The sequence below is a fragment of the Rhizobium sp. 32-5/1 genome, assembly GCF_029537235.1.
In the GTDB taxonomy this organism is placed as follows: domain Bacteria; phylum Pseudomonadota; class Alphaproteobacteria; order Rhizobiales; family Rhizobiaceae; genus Pararhizobium.
This window is the reverse complement of the sequence record NZ_CP120638.1, coordinates 2,139,520-2,159,518: the sequence shown is the minus strand read 5'-3', so window position 1 is coordinate 2,159,518 and position 19,999 is coordinate 2,139,520. Positions and strand designations below refer to the sequence as shown.

The window sequence follows — 19,999 nt, the reverse complement described above, 5'->3', positions numbered from 1 at the left end:
GGTCTTCCGGCTGGCAAGCCATCCATCCCGCCGGGGCAGCAATGCCTCCGGCGTTTTCGTTTTGATGGAGCGCAGCGGACTATTTCGCCAGCCAAATCTCCGCAGGCTGTCCCTTCTTCAGGATATAAAAAGCGTCCGCATTTATTGACTCCCAACCACCTGCGCTTCCATCCGGCCAGATGACCCTGATATCGGCCGTCTGCGCATCGCCCAGGCCGAAATGGTGCCAGCCCATCTGCCCGCTGGCATGGCCGCCGCCAACGGTGATCTCGCGGCGCATGACCGTTTCGCCACGCTTGACCTCGATCCAGGCGCCGATCGCGTCGCGGTTCGGGCTGTCTTGCCGAAGTTCGAATTGCACCCAGTGTCCTGCATCCGCGCTGGCATTGCGCCAAATCTGCGCCGTCTTCCAGCGGTTGACGACGACCAGATCGACAAGCCCGTCCAAATTGAAATCCGCCAGCGCCGCGCCGCGCGCGATATCGAAGCTGGCGATGCCGGCCTTGTCGCCCACTTCTGTAAACTTGCGGTCGTCGGCCTGAATCAGCAGATTGTTGGGATCCCTCAGCGCAAAATCCGGCATTTTCGCAACATTGCCCTTGGCAATGAACAGATCGGCCAATCCGTCATTGTTGACGTCTTCGAACTGCGTGTGCCAGGCCGTGCTGGGGCGAACTTCGCCGCCGGTATAGGGCCGGTGTGCCGTCACGCCCCTGGCAAAGGCAATGTCGGCATAGACCGGTTTGGGCTTGCCGTCGGCCGGCAGGGCCGCCAGCGACTGCAGCTTGTTGTCGGCCATGCTGGTCAGGAAATATTCCGGATAGCCGTCAAAGTTGAGATCGTAGCCGGCAATGCCCATACCCCAGATGCGCAGGCTCTTCCAGCCTTCATCCGGTGTGTAGAGCCGCGGTTCCTTGCCGGGCTCGACATGCCAGAGCTGCTCCTGGCCGCCCTTGTAATATTCGCGATCATTGGAGACCCGCAGGCTCGGAGTGCCGGAGCGATTCCAGTCGGTAAACAGCATGGAGAGCGGGCAGAAACTCGGTTTTAGCGCCAAGGGTGCCGCAAATCCCGGTTTGCCGGTACCGACCGGCCGGTGCAGGCGGTTGTCCGTACAGGTGCCCCAGGGATACATTTCCTCATAGCGGTTGACGTAGTTGCCGATGGCGATCGTCGGCCAGTCCGCGCCGCGCTCGAAGGTGGCAGCCAGTGCCGTCGACCAGCCATCGCCACCCCAGAAACCCCAGTTCTCGTTGGCGCGTTCAAACCGGCAGCCGCCCAGCCCCCGCATCACGACATTCTCGCCGATGCGCAGCAACACCAGATCCTGCTTGCCGTCGCTGTCGATATCCAGCGGATAGGCCCCCGTCACCTTGTCGAGTTCCAGCCCGCTGGTCTCCGACGTGAACTGCAGGTCGCCGCCGCGTTCGCCGGTGTTGCGATAGAATTTGGCTGGCGCTTCGCCGCCGGCAAAGAAAAGGTCGGGATAGCCGTCTTCGCTGCAATCAAAAGCGGCGACACCGCCGCCCACCATGTATTGCCAGTCGCCGGCATAGACGCTGTCGATACCTGCGGTGGCGGTTTCCTCGTGAAACACGGGGACCGCCGGTGCAATTTCAGTCGCCTGTGCCGACCCGGCACCCGCAAGCATCATCGCCAGCAGTGACAATTGAGAAATCTTCGTGCCCATGCTCATCTCCGCATTTTCAGGGCGTTGGCATAGGCGCCGATGCAACGGCCCTGTTCAAGGCCGCGGTCTATGGCCGCACGGAAATGGATACCGCCGTAAAGCCGGGAGATGCCCGCCTCTTCGGCGGCATCCCAGAAGCTCTCGAATTTACGCGGCGGCAATCCGTCCGCCTCATGGGTCTTGTCCTCGAAGGCGAAGTTTTCACCGAACATATGCGCAAGCACGACAGCTGCCGCACCCGATTGCGTGCTGTGGCCGCTCGGATATTCCGGGAAGGGCGGCGTATTCAAAGTGCCTCCCATTTCGGATCGATGACCCGGCGGATGTAGGTGAGCGGGCGCACGAGGTCGAACTGGAATTTGGCGTCCCAGCAGCCGATAAAGGCATCGGCAAGCGTGATGCCGAGCCGCGCCAGCAATTCGGCCGTCTTTTCCGCATCCACCTTGTCACGCGCCAGCACCTGCAGCGCGATCGAGATCCAGTGACCGGGCGGTGTCGGCGACAACATCGGGTCGTCGGACCAGAAGCGGGCGATGGCCCGCTGCTCCGGCGTGATTTCCTTGACGGCGCTGTACACCTCGAATGCTTCCTTATAGAAATCGGAAACCTTGTCCTCGGAATAGGCCGGCGGGTTCGGCAGCCCGCAGGCGGCACCGTTTGGCGTGGCGAAGGTGCGGTTCTTTCCCCAGGCGGGGAGCAGCGGCAGTTGCTGCTGGGCCACGAGGCTGGTGGGAACCCAATGTCCCGGCCCCTCGGACAGGGCATATTCGAGTGGAAACCCCATATTTTCGACCACGGCGCCACCGTCGTCTTTCGACCAGGCGAGGATATGTTCACCGATCGCCAGACCATGGGTTTCGCTACGGGCCAGAATGTCGGCGGACAAGCCATTGGAGACGGTCTTGCGCATCCTGGCAGACATGGCGCCGAGTGCCCGCTGGCCGGTCGGGCCGGTATTGCTGAAGAAGCTTTTCGCGGCAAAGGCCATGGCGGTATCGACGACGCTCGCATCGTCATAGATCTTGCCGGCCTCGCGTTGCGGCAAGGGTGTCAGGCCATTCAGTTGTCCCGTCAGCGACTGAAGATTACCCGAACCGCTCGCCAGCGCCTCAAAGGCGGTCACGCCGAGATAGGCAAAGGCGCGACTCGCAACCGGCGGCGAATAGGTCGGCGTATGGCGAACAAGTTCGAGGACGAGCCTGTACCAGTTCCGCATGATGTCTTCTGGTGCGACGGCTCCTGCTCTCGCTGACCACGCTTTTGGCGCGACCATTGCCGCCCCCGCGGCAAGCGCCAGTCCAACAACTGTTCGACGACTTGTTTTCATATTCCCCCAAAAGTGCCGCTCCGCTTCCCCGTCGGCACAAGGATAAAGCATGCTGTGCGCTCTGTTCGCAAGAGTAGACAATGCCGGCAGTCATGCTTTCTCCAGCCAACCTCCGTCAAGGCGATCGGCGTCTGCAGCCTTGCCATCCCATCCGGTTCGGCTTAGCTCTCTGGCGTCAAACGAATCCGGAAACCGAATGCAGCACAAGGTCTTTCTCTCGCGTCTCAAGCTGGGTGATTTCCGTAATTATGCGGGACTGTCGCTTGATCTCGACGAGCGCCACGTGGTGCTCACGGGCGACAATGGCGCAGGCAAGACCAATTTGATGGAGGCGGTGTCGTTCCTGACGCCCGGTCGCGGCCTGCGGCGGGCGGCCCATGCCGATGTCGCACGTGTCGGCGCCGAAAGCGGTTTCTCGGTTTTTGCCGAGCTCGAGGGCATGGAAGGTTCGGTTGAGATCGGCACGGGAACGGCCGGTGCAGAAGATAGCCAGTCGCGCAGGCTAAGGCTGAACGGCACGCCGGCAAAAACCGTTGACGAATTGCTGGATCATCTGCGCGTCCTCTGGCTGACGCCGGCGATGGACGGCTTGTTCACCGGTCCCGCGGGCGACCGGCGCCGTTTTCTCGATCGTCTTGTCCTGTCGCTCGATCCGGAGCATGGCCGCCGCGCCACGGATTACGAGCGCGCCATGCGCAGTCGCAACAAGCTCCTGTCGGAACCGCGGCCGGATCCTTCCTGGCTGACCGGCCTGGAGCGGCAGATGGCCGAACTTGGCATTTCCATGGCTCTTGCCCGTCAGGAAATGCTGGGGCTGCTCGCTGCACTTGTCGAGAAAAACAACGAGGGTAGCGTCTTTCCGGCCGCCCATCTCGCATTATCAGGCTTTCTCGATGGGCAATGGCATCGCCCCGCCTTCGATCTGGAGGAGGACTATCTGCTGATGCTCAAGGATGGTCGGTGGCGCGACGCCGGTGCTGGCCGTACGCTCGATGGCCCCCATCGCAGCGATCTCCTGATCCGTCACCGTGCCAAGGATATGGAAGCGGCGCGCTGCTCGACCGGCGAGCAGAAGGCGCTGTTGGTCGGCCTCGCGCTCGCCCACGCCCGGCTGGTTGCCAACATGACCGGCCATGCGCCGATTCTGCTACTCGATGAAATCGCCGCCCATCTTGATGAGGGCCGCCGCGCTGCGCTGTTCGATCTCGTCGATGATCTCGGCGGTCAGGCCTTCATGACAGGCACGGACGCGGCAATGTTTTCGGCGCTGGGCGACCGCGCCCGTTTTCTAACCGTTGCCAACGGCACGGTTTCAGGGTGAGTTGAAAAGCCATGACCACTGAACCGCTGACATCGTCCGAAATCGAGCGCTATGCGCGCCACATCGTGCTGCCGGAAATCGGCGGTGCCGGCCAGCAGGCGCTGAAGGCTGCCCGCGTACTTGTGGTCGGAGCCGGCGGCCTCGGCGCGCCGGTGCTGCAATATCTGGCAGCTGCCGGTGTCGGGATATTGGGCATGGTCGATGACGATACGGTCTCCCTGTCCAACCTGCAGCGGCAGGTGATCCACGGCACGCCGGATATCGGCAGGTCCAAGGTCGAAAGTGCTGCGGATGCGATTGGCCGGCTCAATCCGCATGTCCATCTGGTCGCGCACGGGCATCGTCTGGATGCGGGCAATGCGGAAACACTTTTGGCGGCCTACGACATTGTTGTTGACGGTTCCGACAATTTCGCGACGCGCTACTTGGTGGCCGATACGGCCGAGCGGCTGCAGGTGACGTTGGTGACCGGGGCGGTCGGGCGCTTCGATGGCTCGCTGACTGTGCTGCAGGCATGGAAGCAGGCATCCGACGGTCGGCAGAATCCGGGTTACCGCGATCTCTTCCCGGAGCCGCCGCCTGCCGGGGTCGTCCCCTCCTGTGCGGAGGTCGGCGTCGTCGGCGCCCTCACGGGCGTCATCGGTACATTGCAGGCGATGGAAGTGATCAAGCTCATTACCGGCGCCGGCGAACCGCTGGTCGGTCGGTTGATGATGTATGATGCGCTTGCTGCCCGGTTTGAGACCATCCGCTATCGTCGTGCGGAACGCATATGAGACTCGTTCGGCTCGATGAAGATTTTGCGAACTGGCAGGGATTGCTGTCCCTGATCCTCGATACCTTCGCCTTCATGAACGGCCGCATTGATCCGCCATCGTCTGCGCTCCACCTCACGCCGTCCTCCCTGAAAGACAAGGCACGTTCCGAGATTGCCTATGTCGTGATCGACGGAGAAACGCTGCTCGGCTGCATCTTCTGCAAGCCGGAGCCGGATTGCCTCTACATCGGCAAGCTGGCGGTGGCGTCATCGATGCAAGGAAGAGGCATCGGCCGGAGACTGCTGAATGCCGCCACGGCCTGTGCCGGCGAACTCGGCCTGCCTCGGCTTCGCCTCCAGACGCGCATAGAGCTGTCCGAAAACCATGCGGTCTTCGCTGCCTGGGGTTTCGTGAAGACGGGCGAGTCTTCCCATCCCGGCTATGACCGGATGACCTTCATCGAAATGTGCAAGAGGCTGTAACGGTCGCAATCATCGGTTCGGCAGGACCCGGTCCGGCGGGCGGTGGCCGTCGAAGAAGGTTCTGATATTGATCACCACCTTTTCGCCCATATCGATGCGGCCTTCGAGCGTCGCCGAGCTCATATGCGGCAGAAGCACGACCTTGCCCTCGCTTGCCAGCTTTATCAGCTTCGGATTGACGGCCGGTTCGTTCTCGTAGACGTCGAGCCCCGCACCGGCGATCTTGCCCTCGCGCAGATATTTGATCAAAGCCGTCTCGTCGACGATACCGCCGCGGGCGGTGTTGACGATGTAGCTCGTCGGCTGCATCAGGGCCAGGCGCCGAGCCGACAGGAGATGGTAGGTCGCCGGCGTCGACGGGCAGTTGACGGAGACGAAATCGACACGCGCCAGCATCTGGTCGAGGCTGTCCCAATAGGTCGCCTCCAGTTTTTCCTCGGTCTCGGCGCTCACCCGTTTGCGATTGTGATAATGGATCGAGAGCCCGAAGGCCTTGGCGCGGCGGGCAACCGCAGTGCCGATACGGCCCATGCCGACAATGCCGATCCGCTTTCCGGAAATCCGCCGCCCCAGCATCCAGGTCGGCGACCACCCGGCCCATTCGCCCTTGCGGTCGGTGAGGATCTGCGCGCCTTCGGTCAGCCGCCGCGGCACGGCAAGAATCAGCGCCATGGTCATGTCGGCGGTGTCTTCGGTGAGCACGTTCGGCGTATTGGTGACCGTGATGCCGTGGCGCGCCGCAGCCTCGATATCGATGTTATCGACGCCGTTGGAAAAGCTGGCGATCAGTTTCAGCTGTGGCCCGGCCTGCTCGATCAACGCAGCATCGATGCGATCGGTCACCGTCGGAACCAGCACGTCCGCGCGTTTGACGGCGGCAACGAGTTCGGGCTGGCTGCGCGGCGTGTCGTCGATGTTCAAGTCCGCGTCGAACAGTTCCCGCATACGGGTTTCCACGACGTCGGGCAGTTTGCGGGTGATATACACCTTGGGCTTTTTCTTCGCTGTCATCGCTGCTGGTCTGGCCTTGTTGACGGGTTTTTAACCAAGATGGGGGATCGTCATCCCTGCAGTGCATTTTCTACCAGACCCGGTGGGGAAGACAAACAAAACTCGCAGGTCTCTGATGGGATTTGCCGCATTCCGGCAGGGCTGGTCGCGGGTGAAGCTGCAAGTTCCTGATTTGGTTTGGAAAACGGAATTCGCCATGCGTAACGTTGTTTTCAGGTTTGTCCTCGCCGCTGCCACGGCCCTCTCCGTTCTGGCGCCTGCCGTCGCCCATGCGCAGGCGGCCAAGGGCGCGAGCGGTCTGCCGCTGCCGCGGTTCGTCAGCCTCAAGTCAAAGAGCGTCAACCTGCGCGTCGGCCCGAGCCTCGATTATGCGGTTGCCTGGCGATACCTGAAGTCGGGCATTCCCGTCGAGATCATCCAGGAATACGACAACTGGCGCCGGGTCCGCGATGCGGATGGAACGGAGGGTTGGGTCAACCAAGCGCTCCTGTCCGGTGATCGCACGGCCGTGACGGCGCCGTGGATGCGCGGCAAGGGCGAAAGCATCTTTGTCAACATGCGCCGCGAGCCGCAGTCCGGTGCCGCCATCATTGCGCGCATGGAGCCTGGCGTGGTCGTCCATGTCGGCGAGTGCAATGGCGATTGGTGCCATGCCGAAGCACAAGGCGTCGAGGGCTGGATTTCGCAAGGCGAAATCTGGGGGGCCTATCCGGGCGAGGCCTTCAAATAACTTTAACGCTCAGAGCAAGCCGGCATCGCGAGCCGCTGCCGAAAGCGAAATCATCGGACGCGGGCCGACCTGCTCAATGACGATACCGGCTGCAAGGCTGCCGAGCTTGCCGCAATCCAAGAGCGACCGGTCTGTCGTATAGCCAAACAGGAAACCGGCTGCGTAGAGATCGCCAGCACCCGTCGTATCAACGACGCGATGGACCTTGGTCGCTTCGACTTTCACGCGCTCATCGCCCTTGAGAATAATCGAGCCTTCTTCGCTCATCGTCACGGCGGCCAGCTTGCAATCCTTGGCAATCATCGACAGCGCAAGCTCGAAATCGTCCGTCTCGTAGAGCGCCAAGGCTTCGGCGCGGTTGGCGAAAACGATATCGACAGTGCCGGAGCGCATCAGTTCGAGAAATTCGGCGCGGTAGCGGTGGACGCAGAAACTGTCGGACAGGGTCATCGCCACTTCCCGGCCATTCGCATGGGCAATTTTCGCACATTCGCGGATAGCATCCTTGGCAAGCGGCGGATCCCAGAGATAACCCTCGAAATAGGTAACCTTGGCGTCGGCGACCACCTCAGGCTCGACATCGTCAGGCCCAAGTTCGACACAGGCGCCGAGATAAGTGTTCATCGAGCGCTCGCCGTCTTCGGTGACGAATATCATCGAGCGGGCCGTTGGCGGCGCCGTGTCGAGCGGCTGCGTCGCGAAATGCACGCCCTGCGCCCGGATGTCGTGCGTGAAGATTTCCCTAACTGGTCATTGGCGACCTTGCCGAAATAGGCGGCCTTGCCCCCAAGGCTGGCAATACCGGCGGCCGTATTGCCGGCACTGCCGCCAGAGGCTTCGAGAGCCGGGCCCATGCGCGAATAGAGAAGCTCCGCGCGGTCCGCGTCAATGAGGTTCATCGCGCTCTTGATGATGCCGTTGTGAACGAGAAAAGCGTCGTCGCAACGCGCGATAATATCCACGATGGCATTGCCAATCGTCAGAACGTCGAATGTCGTCATCAGGAACCGCCCGGAATTTGCCTCAGTCGGTTTCCGGTCATAGCGGATTTCCAGAAGTTTGGAAGGAAAAGCGAAAGCGCCTTCCAATTCCCGAATATTCCTCTGTTCTCAGGAAGGCAGAGTGGCGGTTTCGTATAGGGCTGCAAAGGCGGCGTTTGGCGGAATGGGCTTTATCACGTCGATCAACACGCCATTCGGATCGGCCGTGATGAAGTGTCGCTGGCCGAAATCCTCGTCGCAGAGCGGTTTCAGGATCGGCAGACCGGCGGCCATAAATTCAGTGTAGAGCGCATCCGGATCCTCGACTTCGAAATTCAGGAACAATCCGGAAGCACGGCCACGCCCTGTTTCCGTACTGTATCGTGGTGGCCATCCAGCACGGCAAGGGTGACATGTTCGTGGTCCTTCGATTGCAGATGGACATACCAATCGGCGGAAAACAGGGGTTCGAAACCGAAATTGCGGACGTAGAACGCTGCTGTGCCCGCAACGTCATCGGTCATGATGACCGGATAGTAACTGGTGATCTTCATGCTTTCCTCCGTTGGAAATTTAACATACAATCTGTATGTATCTTTAACTAACATACATACAGATTGTATGTAAAGGCGTAAAATGCGACGGAGCAACAGCGAACGTTCGGAAAACATGCGTGCAGCTTTGATCGAGGCCGGTCGGCGGTTGTTCGTGGAAAATGGCTATGCCGAGACGGGAACGCCTGACATCGTCGCGGCAGCCGGTGTTACGCGCGGCGCGCTCTATCATCATTTCGAGGACAAAAAGGCGTTGTTTGCTGCCGTCGTCGCTGACGAAGCAAGGCGCACGGCCGCTCAGATTGAGGCCGCCAGCGAAAAATCAGGAAACGCGCGCGATGCTCTTCTCGATGGCACGCGCGCCTATTTCGATGCCATGGCAGTGCCCGGTCGCACCCGGCTTCTTCTGCTGAATGCACCCGCCGTGCTTGGCGCGGAGTTGGCCGGGCAGGTGGACAGGGAGAGGTCGGAGATGAGTTTGAAAATGGGTCTTGCGGCCGTGTTTGCCGAAAATGCAGTAAACGCCGACCTCCTTGAGGTATTCACGACGCTTGTCTCTGCCGCCTTCGACCGCGCCGCACTTGCCATTGAGGCAGGCGGCGTCCGTGCAGACTACGAAAAAGCGATTGCGGCCCTGATCGACGGCATTGCCGTTAAATGATCTGCGCCGGTAGTTCGACCAAGGGGGCGGGGATTTCGTTGGTCTTTTCTGCCGACTTGCAGATGTCGGCGATGACGCAGCGGTCGCATTCCGGCTTGCGCGCCTTGCAGCAATAGCGTCCATGCAGGATCAGCCAGTGATGCGCATGGTAGAGATACTCGTCGGGGATGATCCGCATCAGCTGGTCCTCGACTTCATCAGGGGTTTTGCCGGGCGCCAGACAGAGCCGGTTGGCGATGCGGAAGACATGGGTGTCGACGGCCATGGTCGCGTGCCCGAAGGCCATGGAAAGCACGACATTGGCGGTCTTTCGGCCGACGCCGGGCAGGGTAATCAGCTCTTCGCGGGTGCGCGGAACCTCGCCGCCAAACTCTGCAATCAGCTTCTCGCAAAGCGCAATCACGTTCTTCGCCTTGTTGCGATAAAGCCCGATGGTCTTGATGTGGTCGCGGACTTTCTCCTCGCCCAGCTCCAGCATTTTTTCCGGCGTGTCTGCAATGGCAAACAGCGCACGCGTCGCCTTGTTGACGCCGGCATCGGTCGCCTGGGCGGAAAGTGCCACCGCGACGACCAGCGTGAAAGGATTGACGTGTTCCAGCTCGCCCTTCGGCTCCGGCCGCTGGATCGAGAGCCGGCGGAAGATTTCGGAGATTTCTTGGCTGCTATAGATGGTCTTCGGGCGCTTGACGGCGCGGCGGACTGTCGCGTTTTTCGGTTTGGCGACCAGAGTAGCGGATTTGGGCTTCACGTTTTTCATGCCGCATCTATAATCTGCTGCCATGAACCCTGGCAACGCCGAGACAACGCCCAATGAACAGCCGGTCTTTTGCGCCGAGCTGACACCATATCGGTCGCTCGGAATGAAAGGCTTCAAGGTTTTCATGATGATTGCCGGATTGATGAGCCTGGTCCACGTCGTGGTGTTCTGGATCATCGGCGCCTGGCCGGTTGTGTTCTTCTTCGGGCTCGACTTTCTGCTTCTTTTCGGCGCCTTCTGGCTTAACTATCGCGCGGCCCGTACCCGCGAAGTGGTCAGTGTTTCGCGCCTGGATGTTTCGGTGCGAAAATTTACACCGGCTGGCCGGATGACGGAACATCGCTTCAATCCCTTCTGGGCACACTTCCACATCGCCAGGCACGAGGAAATCGGCATCGTCTCGATGTCGCTCAGTGACCGGCGAAAGGCGACCGACATCGGTTCCTTTCTCAATCGCGACGATCGCGAAAGTTTTGCCACCGCATTCTCAGGCGCGCTGGCGACGGTCAAGCGGCGATAAGCCGGTTTCTATCAAGAATCGGGTGGTGCCAATGGGGTTCGGATGATTATCTCTCCCTACTAAGGAGACAGGCATGACCATCACCACATCCCTTCCGATCGACATCACGCCGCAGGGCAGCGATTACGAAACCGTCAGCCGCGTTGTCGAACTGCTGACCGAGGATTATCGCGACCAGCCTTCGCTGGAGGTCCTCGCCCGTCAGCTTGGCCAATCACCGACCCAGCTTCAGAAAACCTTCACGCGTTGGGCGGGCCTGTCGCCCAAAGCCTTCCTGCAGGCGGTGACGCTCGATCATGCGAAGCGCCTACTGGGCCGCGAGGGGCTGCCGCTGCTTGAAACCAGCTACGAACTGGGGCTCTCAGGCCCCGGCCGCCTGCATGACCTTTTCGTCACGCATGAGGCGATGTCGCCGGGGAGTGGAAGGCGCGCGGCGCCGGCCTGACAATCCGCTATGGTTTTCATCCGTCTCCCTTTGGCGTGGCGCTCGTCATGATCACGGATCGTGGCCTAGCGGGGCTTGCCTTCAACGATGCGGGCAATGAAAAGGCAAGTTTCGAGGATATGTCGGGTCGCTGGCCGAATGCACATTATGTGGAAGACAGCGCGGCGACTGCCGGCTATGCGGCGCGCATCTTCAATTCCGATCAGTGGCAGCAGGATGAGCCGTTGCGCGTCGTATTGATCGGGTCTGATTTCCAGATCCGCGTCTGGCAGGCACTTCTGAAAATCCCGATGGGCAAGGCTGTGACCTATTCTCAAGTCGCCAGCGATATCGGCCAGCCAACCGCATCGCGCGCCGTCGGCGCCGCCATCGGCCGCAACCCGATTTCCTTCGTCGTGCCCTGCCACCGGGCACTCGGCAAGAGCGGTGCCCTGACCGGCTATCACTGGGGCCTGACCCGCAAGCGCGCCATGCTCGGCTGGGAAGCGGGCAAGGTATAAAAAAGGGCCACAGAAGCGGCCCTTTGGTAGTCGGAATGTAGTCAGCTCAATGCGCTGCCGACATATCGCCCAGCACTTCCTTGGAGGCGACGGTGGAGTCTGCGTTCAGCTTGTAGACCATTGGCACACCGGTCGCGAGGTTGAGCGCCAAAATCTGCTCCTTGGTGAGGCGGTCGAGCACCATGACCAGCGAGCGCAGCGAATTGCCATGGGCCGCCACCAGCACCTTTTCGCCCCGCAGCACGCGCGGCAGGATTTCGGTGAGGTAGTATGGCCAGACGCGGGCGCCCGTGTCGCGCAGGCTTTCGCCGCCCGGTGGCGGTACGTCGTAGGAGCGGCGCCAGATGTGAACCTGCTCCTCGCCCCACTTGGCGCGGGCGTCGTCCTTGTTGAGGCCGGAGAGATCGCCGTAGTCGCGTTCATTCAGCGCCTGGTCCTTGATGGTTTCAAGGCCCTGCTGTCCAACATTGTCAAGAATGAGCTTCAGCGTGTGCTGCGCGCGGGTCAGCACCGACGTGTAGGCAACGTCGAACTTGATGCCGTAGTCGGCAAGCGCCTTGCCGCCGGCATTGGCTTCCTCGATGCCGAGCGCGGTGAGGTCCGGATCCTTCCAGCCCGTAAACAGGTTCTTCAGGTTCCAGTCGCTCTGGCCGTGGCGCACAAGGACGAGGGTTCCGCTCATGTTGATTTCCTCCGGGGAATTGATGTTCAGGACAGCCCGAGCACGTCGAGCATGGAATAGAAGCCGGGTTTGCGGTCGCGCGCCCAGAGAGCGGCGGTCACCGCGCCGCGCGCGAAGATCGAGCGGTCGGTGGCGCTGTGCGACAGCGTCACCTGCTCGCCTTCGCCGGCAAGGATGACGGAATGCTCGCCGATGACGGAGCCGCCGCGCAATGTCGCAAAGCCGATTGTGCCGGTCTGCCGCGCGCCAGTATGGCCGTCGCGAACGCGCACGGACTGCTCGGCAAGATCGATGCCGCGGCCCTTGGCGGCTGCATGCCCAAGAAGCAGCGCCGTGCCGGATGGCGCGTCGACCTTGTGCTTGTGGTGCATTTCGAGGATTTCGATGTCCCAGCTGTCAGGACCAAGCGCCCGCGTCGCCTGCTCGGTCAGAACGCCGAGCAGATTGACCCCGAGGCTCATATTGCCTGATTTGACGATGCGCGCATGGCGCCCGGCCGCCTTGAATTTTTCCTCGTCACTTGCCGAGCAGCCGGTCGTGCCGATGACATGGACGATGCGGGCCTGCGCAGACAGCACGGAAAACTCCACGCTCGCCGCCGGCGAGGTAAAGTCCAGAACCCCTCGGCATCGACGAAGGCTTCGAGCGGCTTGTCCGTCACCGGAACGCCGATCGGGCCAAGTCCTGCGATTTCCCCGGCGTCACGGCCGACAAAGGGTGAACCGGGACGTTCGACGGCGGCAAAGACGCGCGTGCCAGGCATGGCATGAATGGTGCGGATCAGCGTCTGGCCCATCCGTCCGGCAGCGCCGACCACCACGAGTTTCATGTCTTCACTGCTCATCGTCCCTGCCTGTCCTGCAACTATTCGAATACGGCGTCGTCAACGGTCTGCGCGGCATTGCCCTGCAGATTGTGGAGCCGAGCGTAAAGACCGTCGCTGCGCTGCGCAAGCGACTCGTGGGTTCCCTCCTCGACAACAAGACCATCCTTCATGACGATGATCTTGTCGGCGTTGACCACAGTCGATAGGCGATGGGCGATGACGACCACGGTGCGCCCATCCATCGCATGATCCAATGCCTTCTGCACGGCAGCTTCCGATTCGGTGTCGAGTGCCGAGGTGGCTTCATCGAGGAGCAAGATTGGCGCCTTGCGCACGAGTGCCCTGGCGATCGACAGGCGCTGGCGCTGGCCGCCTGACAGCGTGATGCCGTTTTCGCCAACGGGTGTATCGTAGCCCTGTGGTTGCGCAAGAATGAAATCATGGGCAAAGGCAAGCCTTGCCGCATCTTCGACTTCGGCGTCCGTCGCGCCCGGCCGCCCATAGCGGATATTGTCGCGGATCGAGCCTTCGAAAAGATAAGGCTGCTGCGAAACATAAGCGAGACCATTGCGAAGAGATTGTTTGGTAACACCGGCAATGTCTTGACCGTCGATGCGGATCTCACCCTGGGATGGATCGTAAAACCGCGGGATCAGGCTGATCACGGTCGATTTTCCGGCGCCGGACGGGCCGACCAGCGCTGTCGTCTTGCCACCTTCGGCGATGAAGCTAACGCCTTTGAGAATATCGTCACTCTGGCTGTAGCCGAAGCGGACGTTGTGAAACTCGATCTGCGCGCCATCAAGAACAAGTTCCCGCGCGCCCGGCTTGTCGCGCTGGTGCGGAACCGTGTCGAGGATCTCATAGATCATGCGCGCATTGACGACTGCGCGCTCCAGCGAAACCTGCAAACGGGCGAGGCGTCGCGCCGGATCGTAGGCCATCAGCAATGCAGTGACGAAAGCGAAGAAAGCACCCGGCTGCACGTCATTGTAGATCGAGCGAAAGGCGGCATAGGCGAGCACGCTCGAGATTGCGAAGCCGGCGAAGGTTTCGGTCATCGGCGCGGTGCGCTCGCTGAGCCGGGCGATGCGGTTCGCCCGGTTCTCGGCGCGGTCGATGATCGTCTCTACCTTGGTCTTCAGCTGGTCTTCCATCGTGAAGGCCTTGACGATGGTGATGCCCTGGATGGTTTCCTGCATGGCGCCGAGAACGTGGCTGTTGATCTCAACGGATTCGCGGGTCGCATGCCGCAACCGGCGCGAAATGTAGCGCAGGCCGATCAGAAGCGGTGGCGCGATGACAAAAACGATGACGGTCAGCAGCCAGTCCTTGCCGATCATTACGCCAATCAGCGCAATGAGTGTCAGCAGATCGCGGGCGATCGAGGTGACGGTCATGTTGAGGACATCGCGAATACCGGAAACATTCTGGCTGATCTGGGCGGAAATGCGGGCGGACCGGGAATCGGAGAAATAGCCGACACTCAGCGCCATCAGGTGCGAATAGAGCCGGCGCTGATAGCTGGCGACGATATTGTTGCCGATCTTGGCAAGCGCCACCGCCTGGCCATAGGTCGCAAACCCCGCAGCACGAAAGCAACGAAGATCGCACCGCAGATGTAAAGGACGACATCGGCACGCTTATTGGCAAAGGCCTCGTTGACCACTGCTTCCATGATCCAGGCAGTAAAGCCCGTGGTTGCTGCGACGACGATAAGGCAGGCGATTGCGAAGGCATAACCCTTGATGTGGGTGCGTCCGTTTTCCGCTATTACCCGCTTCAGAACGCCGGTGATCGTCTCTCGATCGACAGCCGGCAGCTTTGACTTGGTTTGCTTCAACCTGATTTCCTTAAGCCGCAGCGTATGGAGGAAGGCGCTCCGTTCCAGCGCGCTCTATAGTCCCTTGATTCGGGTTTGGCGAGTCCGCGTGCCGGCAGGTCCTTCAACTTCTCCAGCGACGTCCCTCTGTTGCCACACCAAAACGCACAGGCGTTCGTGCGTAGGCGGCAAGGCCGGAAAGGGCTGCTGTCGGATGCGTTACGACGAATGTCGGCATGGTCCGCAGAAGCTCGGAATGCGGCGCCTTGTCTTCGAAGGCCTTACGGAACTCCGGTTTCTTCAGCGCCGGCAGAATCTTTTGCGAAATGCCGCCGGCAAGGAACACTCCGCCACGGGCCATGAAGATCATCGCCATATCCCCGGCAACCCGGCCGAGATAGGTGGAAAACAGCGAAACGGTTTCCACGGCTGCAAGATCGCTGCCGGCCAGCGCATGGGTTGTCACCGCCGCTGGATCAACCAGCGGCGCTTCGCGGGCGTCTGCTGCACAGACCGCCTGATAAATATTCATGATGCCGCGGCCGCAGAGAAGCTGTTCGGCCGAGATACGGCCCTCGATCGGCTCAAGAAAGGGCCAGATATGGTAGTCACGTTCGCTGCGTGGACCGACATCGACATGGCCGCCTTCGCCGGGAACGGGAAACCAGGTGTGGCGGGCATGCAGGAGGCCGGCGACGCCGAGGCCGGTGCCGGGACCCAACACCGCGCAGGACGCCGATTCGAGGATCGATCCCCGACCAATCTGCTCGCGTCCTTCGTCGCCGAGCGACGCGACGGCAAGAGCCTGCGCTTCGAAATCATTGATGATGATAACGTCTTCCAGAGAAAGGGCGCTTAGCATGTCCTGCGGCTTGATCACCCAGCCGGCATTGGTAAGAGGAATCTCATCGCCCTTGACCGGCCCGGCAACCGCGATGATTGCCGAACGTGGCTGTATCGAAGTCTTGTCGAGGATGCTGGTCTGCAGCGCCTCCTCTATGCTCGCATAGCCTGTCGTCGGAATGATCGGAAACAGTTTTGGTTCGGCGAAGGCGTCCACGAGCAGCGCGAAGCGGGCGTTGGTGCCGCCTATATCGCCAATGAGGATGGGAAAGGTGAGATGGCTGTCTGTGTCGGTGAGCATGATGCGTTCCGTTCTTGTCGTCGTATGACGCGCGGCTCGGTAGCTGTATCAGGGATGCTGGAAGTCGATCAACTGTTCCGCGGTGGCACGGTTGAGTGCCATCGGGATGTCGTAGACCGTCGCAAGGCGCATGAGGGCCTTGACGTCGACATCATGCGGCATGGCGGTCAAAGGGTCGGTGAAAAAGATCAGCATGTGTACATCGCCGGTGGCGATCATCGCGCCGATCTGCTGGTCGCCGCCCAGCGGGCCGCTTTTCAGCCGGGTGATGTCGAGGCTCGGACAGGCATCCTGTACGCGGCCGCCGGTCGTTCCGGTGGCAACGATCTTCCATGTCGCCAGCACGGCTTCATTGGCTTTGGCGAAGGCGGCGAGATCGTCCTTTTTCTGGTCATGCGCAATCAGCGCAACGCATTTTCGGCTGTCCATACCGCATCCCCTCGAAATCGGCGCCAAAGACCGGCCGATGCCGACCGGTGATTTAAATCGATTTGATCATTCTGTACAGCAGGGCATCGGGGTTGAACAGCGCCCACAGGACGGTTGTTTCTTCGTTGCTACTGCAGCGTCGGCCGCGCTTCCGGGATCGGAATGTCACTGTCCGGCAGATCGCCGGCCGTCGTGTTGATGACGTTCTGGATGGCTGCATCCGCATCGCTTGCGGGTTGCGCGGCATAGGCGGTGCCGAAGGTCGCGGATGTTTCCGAAGCGGCGGGCGCGGCCAGAACCGCAGCACAAGCCTTCGGCAGATCGGAAAGCATGGTGAAGCGTGGCTTGACGGGCTTGGCATTCGGCTTGACCGTCGGTTTTGCCCAGGGCTCCTTCGAAAACCACCAGGCCAGCGACTTGTCGCAGCCATCCCCGGGCGTAACGGCGGCCTGGGCCTTGCAGTTTGCAGCCCCTGACGGGCAGTGCATGCGGATGTGGAAATGTTCGTCATGGCCGTAGACGGGGCGCACCTTGCCGAGCAGCCCGCGGTCGCCCGTCCAGGTCTCGCAAAGCTTCTTCTTGATCGCCGGATTGACGAAGACGCGTTCGACCTGCGGATAGCTCGCCGCCTGCATCACGAGGTTCGCATGGGTCTTGGTCCAGCGCTTGGGGTTGACGGTCAGGAATTTGCTCTTGTCTAGCATGGAGACGAAAGGCATGTCCTCGCGCGCCTCAGCCGACAGCGGCTGCGCCGGCTTTGCCTGGAACCAGATATCCGCGTCCAGCCCGATCTGGTGCGATGCGTGCCCGGTCAGCATCGGCCCGCCGCGCGGTTGCGAGATGTCGCCGATCAGGATGCCTGATCCCCAGCCGAGGCTGACGGCATCCCGGGAAAACTTTTCGAGCAGCGAAATCATCGCCGGATTGCCCCAGCGCCGGTTGCGCGATAGCCGCATGGCCTGCCAGGTCGGGCCGTCCGTGGGGATCGCCACCGCGCCGGCCATGCAGCCCTTGGCATAAAAGCCGATGGGCGCGGCCGCGGAATTGCTGGGCAGGCGCACCTTGCCAAACAGTTGTTTGGCGGGCGTGCTTTCAGCGGCATGGGCGATGCCGTCGGCAAGCGCCCCGCCGAAAAAGGCTGCAGCCAGAGCGGCCAAGCCGATCTTGCGGAGAGTTCCTGCCTTTGCCCCAGTCTTTTCCGCCCCAGTCTTTTCCAATGTCATGTCCTGCCTGTCCCGGAATATGTCGAATCGGTGCCGCGCCGAGCACGGTCCCATATCGCCTTTGTGTCAGCCTTGCGCGGTTCAACCGGATGTGATGCAAAAATATGGCCTGATTTGAGGCAGGTCCTGTCAATTGCCCGGATTTTGCCTATTCTGAAGGGCAACAAAGACTTGGAACGGAAAAAGGGGATTGGCTGCATGCTGCAGATTGGCTTGAGATCGGCCCTCATCGCGCTAACCCTTTTCCCTGTCTCTCTTTCAGATGTCTCCGCGCAGGAGGAACCGGTCTGGTACAGCGGCATCTCCACGATTGGCGAGCTAAAATACAAGGATGGCTTTTCCCGCTTCGATTATGTCAATCCGGATGCCCCCAAGGGCGGCGAACTGAAGCTCTCGGAAAGCGGCAGCTACGATACGTTCAACCCAATCCTTTCCAAGGGTGAGGCGGCGACCGGCGTTACCACGCTCGTTTTCGATACGCTCTTGAAATCCGCGGAAGACGAGGTCACCGCCTCCTACGGTTTGCTCGCCGAAGGCGTTTCCTATCCCGCCGACTTTTCCTCCGCGACGTTCCGGCTCCGCGCTGAAGCGAAATGGGCAGACGGAAAGCCGGTTGTCCCGGAAGATGTCATCTTCTCCTTCGACATGTCGAAGGAACATAACCCCCTTCTCTCCAACTATTACCGCCATGTGGTCTCGGCGGAAAAGACCGGCGAGCGCGACGTCACCTTCCGCTTCGACGAGAAGAATAATCGCGAACTGCCGAGCATTCTCGGCCAGTTTCCGATCGTGCCGAAGCACTGGTGGGAAGGCCAGGATGCTGAGGGCAAGACGCGCGATATCAGTCGTACCACGCTGGAACCGGTCATGGGCTCGGGGCCATACAAAATCGCCTCCTTCCAGGCGGGCAGTTCGATCCGCTTCGAATTGCGCGATGACTATTGGGGCAAGGATATCAACGTGAATGTCGGCCAGAACAATTTCGGCGCGATTACCTACACGTTCTTCGCCGACAAGACCGTGGAATTCGAGGCTGTCCGCGGCGGTGATGTCGATTTTTATCAGGACAATAGCGCCAGTCATTGGGCAACGGCCTACGACTTCCCTGCTGCCAAGGATGGCCGGGTGATCCGCGCGGAAATCGAAAATCCTCTGCGTGCCGCCGGCATCATGCAGGCCTTCGTGCCGAACATGCGGCGCGAAAAATTCAAGGACCAGAAAGTGCGTGAGGCGCTGAACTACGCCTTCGATTTCGAGGACCTGAACCGAACGCTTGCCTATAACGCCTACCAGCGTGTCGACAGCTATTTCTGGAACACCGAGCTTGCCTCCTCCGGCCTGCCCGAAGGCCGCGAGAAAGAAATACTGGAAGCGCTGAAAGATAAAATCCCCGCCGCCGTCTTCACCACGCCCTACACGAACCCTGTCAATGGCGATCCACAGAAGGTGCGCGAAAACCTGCGCAAGGCGCTCGTGCTTTTCAAGGAGGCGGGCTATGAGCTCAAGGGCAACAAGCTGGTGAACGCCAAGACAGGCGAACCTTTCACGTTCGAAATTCTCCTGTCTAACCCGTCTTTCGAGCGAACGGTCGCTCCTTTCGTCAATAGCGTCAAGAAGATCGGCATTGACGCTCGGATGCGTACCGTGGATGCCTCGCAATACACCAACCGCGTTCGAAGTTTCGACTATGACATGATCTACGGCATCTGGGCGCAGTCGCTGGTGCCGGGCAACGAGCAGAGGGACTATTGGGGATCGGTTTCGGTCGATCAACAGGGCTCGAAGAACTATGCGGGCATTGCCGATCCGGCGATCGACGAGCTCATCGGCAAGATCATCTTCGCGCCTGATCGGGAGGAACTGGTGGCGACCACAAGGGCGCTCGACCGCGTGCTGTTGGCCCATCACTATGTCGTGCCCCTGTTCTATTCCAAGGCGCGGCGCGTGGCCTATTGGGATCATCTGACTCATCCCGCAGAATTACCTTATTACGGCACGGGATTCCTGATGTCTGGTGGTCGAAAAATGCAGCGAAATAAGCTGGGGCTTGCGCCCGGCGATGGCCTGGGCTCCATATGACGGTGACGAATCACCCCGCTGCGTGTCGACGGGATCTGCCGGTCCTAGACGTTGGCGC

15 protein-coding genes and 6 pseudogenes are annotated in these 19,999 nt (G+C 60.8%); 8 read left to right on the top strand and 13 right to left on the bottom strand.

The genetic code is table 11. From position 1 onward, the window contains the following. Window positions 1-79: 79 nt before the first annotated feature. The 3 genes from P6U16_RS11150 to P6U16_RS11140 are packed head-to-tail and all read right to left on the bottom strand — an operon-like array spanning window position 80 to window position 2,906. Window positions 80-1,690, bottom strand: coding sequence for a CRTAC1 family protein (locus P6U16_RS11150; protein WP_277700666.1), 1,611 nt, complete (start codon window positions 1,688-1,690; stop codon window positions 80-82). A gap of 2 nt (window positions 1,691-1,692) precedes the next feature. Further along, on the bottom strand, window positions 1,693-1,980 hold the full coding sequence (locus P6U16_RS11145) for a phosphatase PAP2 family protein (RefSeq protein WP_277700665.1): 288 nt from the start codon (window positions 1,978-1,980) through the stop codon (window positions 1,693-1,695). Then, window positions 1,977-2,906, bottom strand: a complete 930-nt coding sequence (locus tag P6U16_RS11140) for a phosphoesterase PA-phosphatase (RefSeq protein ID WP_277700664.1) — start codon at window positions 2,904-2,906, stop codon at window positions 1,977-1,979. The genes P6U16_RS11145 and P6U16_RS11140 overlap by 4 nt, the downstream gene beginning before the upstream one ends. A gap of 307 nt (window positions 2,907-3,213) precedes the next feature. Here P6U16_RS11140 and recF point away from each other — a divergent pair, with 307 nt between their 5' ends. The 3 genes from recF to P6U16_RS11125 are packed head-to-tail and all read left to right on the top strand — an operon-like array spanning window position 3,214 to window position 5,578. Next, window positions 3,214-4,338: a DNA replication/repair protein RecF gene (recF, locus tag P6U16_RS11135; protein WP_277700663.1), complete on the top strand. Its 1,125-nt coding sequence runs from the start codon at window positions 3,214-3,216 to the stop codon at window positions 4,336-4,338. Window positions 4,339-4,349: 11 nt separating this feature from the next. Next, the gene (locus P6U16_RS11130; protein WP_277700662.1) at window positions 4,350-5,114 is read left to right on the top strand and encodes a molybdopterin-synthase adenylyltransferase MoeB; all 765 of its coding nucleotides are present in this window, start codon (window positions 4,350-4,352) and stop codon (window positions 5,112-5,114) included. Continuing rightward, window positions 5,111-5,578 (top strand): GNAT family N-acetyltransferase, encoded by a 468-nt coding sequence (locus P6U16_RS11125; RefSeq protein WP_277700661.1) that lies wholly within the window; start codon window positions 5,111-5,113, stop codon window positions 5,576-5,578. Before P6U16_RS11130 ends, P6U16_RS11125 begins: the two co-directional genes overlap by 4 nt. Before the next feature lie 9 nt (window positions 5,579-5,587). Here the strand turns inward: P6U16_RS11125 and P6U16_RS11120 are convergent, their stop codons facing one another. Continuing rightward, entirely contained in the window at window positions 5,588-6,589 is a 1,002-nt protein-coding gene (locus P6U16_RS11120) for a D-glycerate dehydrogenase (protein ID WP_277700660.1), read from the bottom strand. A 196-nt stretch (window positions 6,590-6,785) separates the two neighbouring features. Here P6U16_RS11120 and P6U16_RS11115 point away from each other — a divergent pair, with 196 nt between their 5' ends. After that, window positions 6,786-7,319, top strand: a complete 534-nt coding sequence (locus P6U16_RS11115; RefSeq protein ID WP_277700659.1) for an SH3 domain-containing protein — start codon at window positions 6,786-6,788, stop codon at window positions 7,317-7,319. Window positions 7,320-7,328: 9 nt separating this feature from the next. Here P6U16_RS11115 and P6U16_RS11110 read toward each other — a convergent pair. Together P6U16_RS11110 and P6U16_RS11105 are read right to left on the bottom strand one after the other, a co-directional pair. After that, window positions 7,329-8,320: pseudogene (locus P6U16_RS11110) on the bottom strand (adenosine kinase). Between the two features lie 108 nt (window positions 8,321-8,428). Further along, window positions 8,429-8,853: pseudogene (locus P6U16_RS11105) on the bottom strand (VOC family protein). 82 nt (window positions 8,854-8,935) lie between these two features. On the opposite strand from P6U16_RS11105, the gene P6U16_RS11100 reads away from it, so the two are divergent. Then, the gene (locus P6U16_RS11100; RefSeq protein WP_277700658.1) at window positions 8,936-9,514 is read left to right on the top strand and encodes a TetR/AcrR family transcriptional regulator; all 579 of its coding nucleotides are present in this window, start codon (window positions 8,936-8,938) and stop codon (window positions 9,512-9,514) included. Here P6U16_RS11100 and nth read toward each other — a convergent pair. Next, window positions 9,507-10,271, bottom strand: a complete 765-nt coding sequence (gene nth / locus P6U16_RS11095; protein WP_277700657.1) for an endonuclease III — start codon at window positions 10,269-10,271, stop codon at window positions 9,507-9,509. The two genes, P6U16_RS11100 and nth, sit on opposite strands and share 8 nt — an antisense overlap. A 22-nt stretch (window positions 10,272-10,293) precedes the next feature. Between nth and P6U16_RS11090 the strand changes: the two genes are divergently transcribed. Together P6U16_RS11090 and P6U16_RS11085 are read left to right on the top strand one after the other, a co-directional pair. Then, window positions 10,294-10,791: a DUF2244 domain-containing protein gene (locus tag P6U16_RS11090; protein ID WP_277700656.1), complete on the top strand. Its 498-nt coding sequence runs from the start codon at window positions 10,294-10,296 to the stop codon at window positions 10,789-10,791. A 73-nt stretch (window positions 10,792-10,864) separates the two neighbouring features. Further along, a pseudogene (locus P6U16_RS11085) lies at window positions 10,865-11,736 on the top strand (bifunctional helix-turn-helix domain-containing protein/methylated-DNA--[protein]-cysteine S-methyltransferase). A 46-nt stretch (window positions 11,737-11,782) separates the two neighbouring features. Here the strand turns inward: P6U16_RS11085 and P6U16_RS11080 are convergent. The 6 genes and pseudogenes from P6U16_RS11080 to mepA form a co-directional block, all read right to left on the bottom strand. Next, window positions 11,783-12,418, bottom strand: coding sequence for a 2,3-bisphosphoglycerate-dependent phosphoglycerate mutase (locus P6U16_RS11080; RefSeq protein WP_277700655.1), 636 nt, complete (start codon window positions 12,416-12,418; stop codon window positions 11,783-11,785). 26 nt (window positions 12,419-12,444) lie between these two features. Further along, a pseudogene (gene dapB, locus P6U16_RS11075) lies at window positions 12,445-13,262 on the bottom strand (4-hydroxy-tetrahydrodipicolinate reductase). A gap of 20 nt (window positions 13,263-13,282) precedes the next feature. Then, window positions 13,283-15,087 (bottom strand): annotated as a pseudogene (locus tag P6U16_RS11070) (ABC transporter ATP-binding protein). 103 nt (window positions 15,088-15,190) lie between these two features. Continuing rightward, window positions 15,191-16,210: a glucokinase gene (locus P6U16_RS11065; RefSeq protein ID WP_277700654.1), complete on the bottom strand. Its 1,020-nt coding sequence runs from the start codon at window positions 16,208-16,210 to the stop codon at window positions 15,191-15,193. Window positions 16,211-16,258: 48 nt separating this feature from the next. Continuing rightward, window positions 16,259-16,639: a methylglyoxal synthase gene (locus P6U16_RS11060; protein WP_277700653.1), complete on the bottom strand. Its 381-nt coding sequence runs from the start codon at window positions 16,637-16,639 to the stop codon at window positions 16,259-16,261. A gap of 128 nt (window positions 16,640-16,767) precedes the next feature. After that, entirely contained in the window at window positions 16,768-17,862 is a 1,095-nt protein-coding gene (mepA, locus tag P6U16_RS11055) for a penicillin-insensitive murein endopeptidase (RefSeq protein ID WP_277700652.1), read from the bottom strand. A gap of 198 nt (window positions 17,863-18,060) precedes the next feature. Here mepA and P6U16_RS11050 point away from each other — a divergent pair. Beyond that, window positions 18,061-19,901: pseudogene (locus P6U16_RS11050) on the top strand (extracellular solute-binding protein). Window positions 19,902-19,999: the final 98 nt, after the last annotated feature.

Coding starts and splice junctions, on each gene's coding strand:
- P6U16_RS11065 (WP_277700654.1), bottom strand. CDS start 16,210: ATGCTCACCGACACAGACAGCCATCTCACCTTTCCCATCCTCATTGGC.
- P6U16_RS11120 (WP_277700660.1), bottom strand. CDS start 6,589: ATGACAGCGAAGAAAAAGCCCAAGGTGTATATCACCCGCAAACTGCCC.
- P6U16_RS11140 (WP_277700664.1), bottom strand. CDS start 2,906: ATGCGGAACTGGTACAGGCTCGTCCTCGAACTTGTTCGCCATACGCCG.
- P6U16_RS11090 (WP_277700656.1), top strand. CDS start 10,294: ATGAACCCTGGCAACGCCGAGACAACGCCCAATGAACAGCCGGTCTTT.
- recF (WP_277700663.1), top strand. CDS start 3,214: ATGCAGCACAAGGTCTTTCTCTCGCGTCTCAAGCTGGGTGATTTCCGT.
- P6U16_RS11080 (WP_277700655.1), bottom strand. CDS start 12,418: ATGAGCGGAACCCTCGTCCTTGTGCGCCACGGCCAGAGCGACTGGAAC.
- P6U16_RS11150 (WP_277700666.1), bottom strand. CDS start 1,690: ATGGGCACGAAGATTTCTCAATTGTCACTGCTGGCGATGATGCTTGCG.
- P6U16_RS11115 (WP_277700659.1), top strand. CDS start 6,786: ATGCGTAACGTTGTTTTCAGGTTTGTCCTCGCCGCTGCCACGGCCCTC.
- P6U16_RS11100 (WP_277700658.1), top strand. CDS start 8,936: ATGCGACGGAGCAACAGCGAACGTTCGGAAAACATGCGTGCAGCTTTG.
- P6U16_RS11125 (WP_277700661.1), top strand. CDS start 5,111: ATGAGACTCGTTCGGCTCGATGAAGATTTTGCGAACTGGCAGGGATTG.
- nth (WP_277700657.1), bottom strand. CDS start 10,271: ATGAAAAACGTGAAGCCCAAATCCGCTACTCTGGTCGCCAAACCGAAA.
- P6U16_RS11130 (WP_277700662.1), top strand. CDS start 4,350: ATGACCACTGAACCGCTGACATCGTCCGAAATCGAGCGCTATGCGCGC.
- P6U16_RS11060 (WP_277700653.1), bottom strand. CDS start 16,639: ATGGACAGCCGAAAATGCGTTGCGCTGATTGCGCATGACCAGAAAAAG.
- mepA (WP_277700652.1), bottom strand. CDS start 17,862: ATGACATTGGAAAAGACTGGGGCGGAAAAGACTGGGGCAAAGGCAGGA.